This window comes from Treponema sp. (assembly GCF_051883275.1).
Classification (GTDB): Bacteria; Spirochaetota; Spirochaetia; order Treponematales; family Treponemataceae; genus Treponema_D.
On sequence record NZ_JBJETK010000031.1, the window covers coordinates 1 to 4,276 of the forward strand.

The following is a 4,276-nucleotide window of genomic DNA, read 5'->3' on the forward strand; positions in this document are numbered from 1 at the left end:
CCTCTCAAAATCGGTCGAATAAGTTCCGCAGTGCGATTGCGTTCATCTTCGCTCTTGCAGTTGTCCAAAATCTCTTGTCGTTTGTCTCCAGAGATGATGAATGCATCGTTGAAACCGGTAAGCACACCTCGATAGATATTTATATCCCAATCCTTGAGAGGAACGCCGACTGCTTCAATCTTGTGTTTTATGCTCTGCTCAATCGGTGACAGTATTACCCAAGAACTTGATGAATCAAATTTCGAGACACACGAATTCTGCCGAACAAAATCGCTCATTTCTTTTCATACAAAATTTTATACTCTGAAAGTAACTTACTCTTCTGAATAAATCTAGATAGTGTATTTCTGTCTACAGATAATAATTTTGCAATTTTCCGCTGCGACACACCACAAATAAGCAGTTCACAAATAGTGCTATCTTTCTGATAAAGTTTATGCTTTTCAGGGGAAGTTTTTCTTCCCTTTGGTCTGCCAAGAATGATTCCTTCTGTTACTTTTCTTGCCAAAGCCTCCTTTGTTCTCTGGCTTATCAAATTGCGCTCAATTTCTGCACTCAGACCGAACGCAAAAGCCAGCACCTTACTTTGAATGTCATCCCCCAAACGATAATTATCTTTGATAGTCCAGACTTTACATTCCTTATTCATGCAGATATGCAGGATTTCCATAATCATAAAAAGATTGCGCCCGAGCCGTGAAAGTTCCGCACAAATGATTAAATCATCTTTCTGAACCCTGTTCAAAAGTTCGCCAAGTTTGCGTTTGTCATAATTTTTTGTTCCGCTGATTGTTTCTTCAATCCAGCCGTCAATCTTGAGATTTTCTTTCCTGCAGAAATTATTGATTTCAAAACGCTGGTTTTCAACTGTCTGTTTGTCACTTGAAACTCTTATGTAACCGTAATTCATTTTTAATACCCCTTTTGTTTAATTTACTAAAACCCAAAGTTATACTTAAAAATGTCTGTTCAGGAGAAATTACTAAATTTCTTTTTTGTACTGTACTATGTTACATACTAGAGTGATTTTTTATTCGGTCATTCCGCTTGTTCACGGGCGCGGCAAAAAATCGCGCAAGCTCGGAACTACAACCTGGCCGGAAACGAACGTGATAATCATCGCATATTGCAGTGACGAGCAGGAAAAGACTGTGCGCACTGTAGTACAGTACATTAAGGAAAAATTCCCGGACGAAGGGATAAAGATTTTTGTGTTGCACGACAGGGGGTGAGTTTCCGGACAGAAAAAAAAGGGGCTGTCAAAAAAGTATAGTTCATAGTGTCATTCCGAACTTGATTCGGAATCTCTATGCTATATACGGTGTAGATGCTGAAACAAGTTCAGCATGACAATAATTATTAGACAGCCCTTTTTTTTATTTATACGGAATTATCACTGTGGTTTGAGTTCCTTCGCCTGGGGCTGAATTTATTGAAATTTCAGCGTGAATGGATTGTGCGCGGCGGTAAATGTTTTTAAGTCCGAAATGATTTTTCTTTTTGAGGGCGGATTTAACGGAAGTTCTGTAAGGGGGCGAAAATAAAAATATCCATAAAATAAATTTACAAAAAGAGGAAAGCCCTGATATCACCTCTTGTATACTCAGTTAAAATAGTTATAGAATTATTTTAAACAAAAAATCTTCGCTTTTTATTAAGTAAGTGATATTTCTGATAAACATTTTTCAACGGGCAAATATGCACGCACTAACAGTTTGAAATGATGATAATGAATATAATAAAATCGCGTGGGCAGAATTCACTGCAGGGCAATGAGAACCATAAAATAGGAAATTATTAAATGAGAATTGAAACAGAAAGACTCGTGATTCGAGATTTAGAAAGAAAAGATCAGGAACAATTATATAAGATAGTATGGCAAAAAAATGTTGTACGTTTTATGAGAGATTGGTCTGAAAATAGTCCGAATCCGGAATCTTTTAATGGGTATGTTGATTGGCATCAAACACAAAAAGATTCCATTGATGTATATGAATGTAAGAGATATGCAATTACACTTAAAAATGCAGATATACTTATTGGAACTGTAGGAATGGGATTTGAAGATACTATTCGTGAAGTAGAGATGGCTTATTTTCTAGATGAAGAATATCAAGGTTATGGATATGCAACCGAGGCATTGATGGCGTTGTTTGACTGGTGTATGGATGTATCCGATTTAGACTATATGGTACTTACAATTGACTGCGCAAATGATGCTTCTTGCAAAGTTGCAGAGCGAGCAGGTTTTGAGCTGTTTGAAAAAAGATATACAATAAATCATAAGCAGCCAAATATGGAAAGTGACTGCTATTATTACTACCGAAAATATAGAAGTAAAAAACTGTAAATTATAAAAAAGAAAATTAAATTTAAATAAGGTTTAAAATTTTAAAATAGAGAGCATTGCTATGAAAAAAAATTACATATATGCCGCAGTAACGGTACTCATCTGGTCGACAATGGCGGCAATCGTCAAGAAAATGCTGTACGACATTCCGAATTTAGAGGCGCTGGCAGTCAGCAGTGTTTTTGCTTTTTTGTTTCTGCTGGCTGTTAATCTAAAAAACGGCGCCATCAAAAAAATGAAAAAATACTCCGCAAAAGATTACGCGGTTATGAGCGGCTTGGGATTTCTCGGTCTGTTTTTGTATTCTGCGCTGTATTATTACGGACTTTCGCAATTAACTTCGCAGGAAGCGTGCATATTGAATTACCTCTGGCCGATTATGCTTGTTGTTTTTTCGTGCATAATTCTAAAGGAAAAACTGACATTTACAAAAGGAATTGCAATGCTCTGTTCCTTTGCCGGGATTATCATTCTTTCTTTAGGCAACGGAAGCCGCTCAACAGGAAATACTGCATTTGGAATTGCAAGCTGTATTATTGCGGCGGCCTGCTACGGATTGTTTTCGGTGCTGAATAAAAAAGCGGATTACAATCAGAATATTTCAATGATGATTACCTGGCTTGTCGTTGCAGTCTGCGCAATGGCATTTGGACTGCTTACAGAAAACTGGGTGCCGATAAAAGGAACACAGTGGCTTGGTATGCTGTGGCTTGGAATTGTCATTGATGCGGTGGCGTATCTTCTGTGGGCGCTCGCGTTAAAAGGCGCGGAAAATACTGCCAGAATAGCAAACCTTGCATACCTCACGCCGTTTCTGTCGCTGGTCGTGTCCGCGGTCTTTTTGAAAGAGGCGATAGAGTTGCGTGCGTTTGTGGCGCTTGTTTTTATTGTCGGCGGTATTTTATTGCAGGGTGCTTTGGACGGCAGGAGAGGGAAGAGGTAGGGAGTTTTTATATCGGGCGTTCCCCTCCATTTCATTCCGGGTCAGGCTGCTCCAGATTCCGCTTTCGCTCCATTGCCTTGCGGCAACGGCTCCGCCGTCTTTCGCATCCTTAACGCAAAAATACCTTACTCCTCATTTGAAAACCAGTCCTCCACTTTCAAAAACGACTTTTCCTTTGCTACTGCAAAATCAGAAACATTGTGAGTAACAAGAACCATTCCGTTTGCAATGGCAGTTGCGGCAATCTGTGTGTCACTTAAAGGAAGAGGCTTTCCCTTAGCATAGTTTGTTCCCAAAAGTTTTCCGCAGATGTCCGCCGCAAAGCCATCATAGGCAATAACTGGCAGACATTCCTTATAGTTTGCAAGACATTTTTCTATATATGATTTTCGTTTTCCGTCCGGCATTTTTGATACGCCGTATTCAAGTTCCTGCCAGGTAACGGCAGAAATTGCGCATAAATCTTTTCTCTGCTCGTAAAGGGAAATGACATTCTGGTCAGGACATTCCTTTGAAAACTCAGATACAATATTTGTGTCAAGAAGATAGACTTTGTTCACTGTTTTGCTCCTGTAAAAACATCGAAATTTGAAAATTCCTATTCCTCAAAAATTACGCGGTTTGGATCCGGGTATACTTTTTCCGGCAGGGGAATTCCCTCGTCGCTTAAAACATCAGCATATTCTTTTTTTAGTAAATTCAGTTTTTCGATTAAAGACGGCTTTGCTTCTTTTTTTTCATATTCCGCATAACTGATTATGACAGCCACAGGTTTGTCGTAGCGGGTAAGCTCTATAGGCTCGCCGCTTTCTGCAAGTTTGACAAGGCTGGAAAAATTATTCCTTGCATCATAGATTGAAGTTCTGCACATAAAGACCTCCCGACGGAAAGTAAAAATATAATTATTATTTTGTTATTGTAAACCTATAGTTAAATGATATATCATAAAATAATTATAGTCAAGATTTTAATTTGTTGGCTAG

6 protein-coding genes and 1 pseudogene are annotated in these 4,276 nt (G+C 38.6%); 3 read left to right on the forward strand and 4 right to left on the reverse strand.

Annotated elements, in window-relative coordinates; all coding sequences use genetic code 11:
- Together ACI4L0_RS04975 and ACI4L0_RS04980 are read right to left on the reverse strand one after the other, a co-directional pair.
- Positions 1-278: pseudogene (locus tag ACI4L0_RS04975) on the reverse strand (TaqI-like C-terminal specificity domain-containing protein); the annotation flags it as partial.
- Positions 275-910, reverse strand: coding sequence for a master DNA invertase Mpi family serine-type recombinase (locus ACI4L0_RS04980; RefSeq protein ID WP_439799064.1), 636 nt, complete (start codon positions 908-910; stop codon positions 275-277). The gene ACI4L0_RS04980 and the pseudogene ACI4L0_RS04975, both read right to left, overlap by 4 nt.
- A 97-nt stretch (positions 911-1,007) precedes the next feature.
- Here ACI4L0_RS04980 and ACI4L0_RS04985 point away from each other — a divergent pair, with 97 nt between their 5' ends.
- The 3 genes from ACI4L0_RS04985 to ACI4L0_RS04995 all read left to right on the forward strand — a co-directional run bounded on the left by ACI4L0_RS04985 (position 1,008) and on the right by ACI4L0_RS04995 (position 3,293).
- Positions 1,008-1,232, forward strand: a complete 225-nt coding sequence (locus tag ACI4L0_RS04985) for a PG0541 family transporter-associated protein (RefSeq protein ID WP_439799065.1) — start codon at positions 1,008-1,010, stop codon at positions 1,230-1,232.
- Between the two features lie 569 nt (positions 1,233-1,801).
- Positions 1,802-2,350, forward strand: a complete 549-nt coding sequence (locus ACI4L0_RS04990) for a GNAT family N-acetyltransferase (protein WP_439799066.1) — start codon at positions 1,802-1,804, stop codon at positions 2,348-2,350.
- Between the two features lie 61 nt (positions 2,351-2,411).
- Complete coding sequence (locus tag ACI4L0_RS04995) at positions 2,412-3,293, forward strand: DMT family transporter (RefSeq protein WP_439799067.1); 882 nt, start codon at positions 2,412-2,414, stop codon at positions 3,291-3,293.
- Between the two features lie 125 nt (positions 3,294-3,418).
- On the opposite strand, the gene ACI4L0_RS05000 is transcribed toward ACI4L0_RS04995, so the two are convergent.
- Together ACI4L0_RS05000 and ACI4L0_RS05005 are read right to left on the reverse strand one after the other, a co-directional pair.
- Complete coding sequence (locus ACI4L0_RS05000) at positions 3,419-3,853, reverse strand: type II toxin-antitoxin system VapC family toxin (RefSeq protein WP_439799068.1); 435 nt, start codon at positions 3,851-3,853, stop codon at positions 3,419-3,421.
- A gap of 38 nt (positions 3,854-3,891) precedes the next feature.
- Positions 3,892-4,164, reverse strand: coding sequence for a type II toxin-antitoxin system Phd/YefM family antitoxin (locus ACI4L0_RS05005; RefSeq protein ID WP_439799069.1), 273 nt, complete (start codon positions 4,162-4,164; stop codon positions 3,892-3,894).
- Positions 4,165-4,276 lie beyond the last annotated feature (112 nt).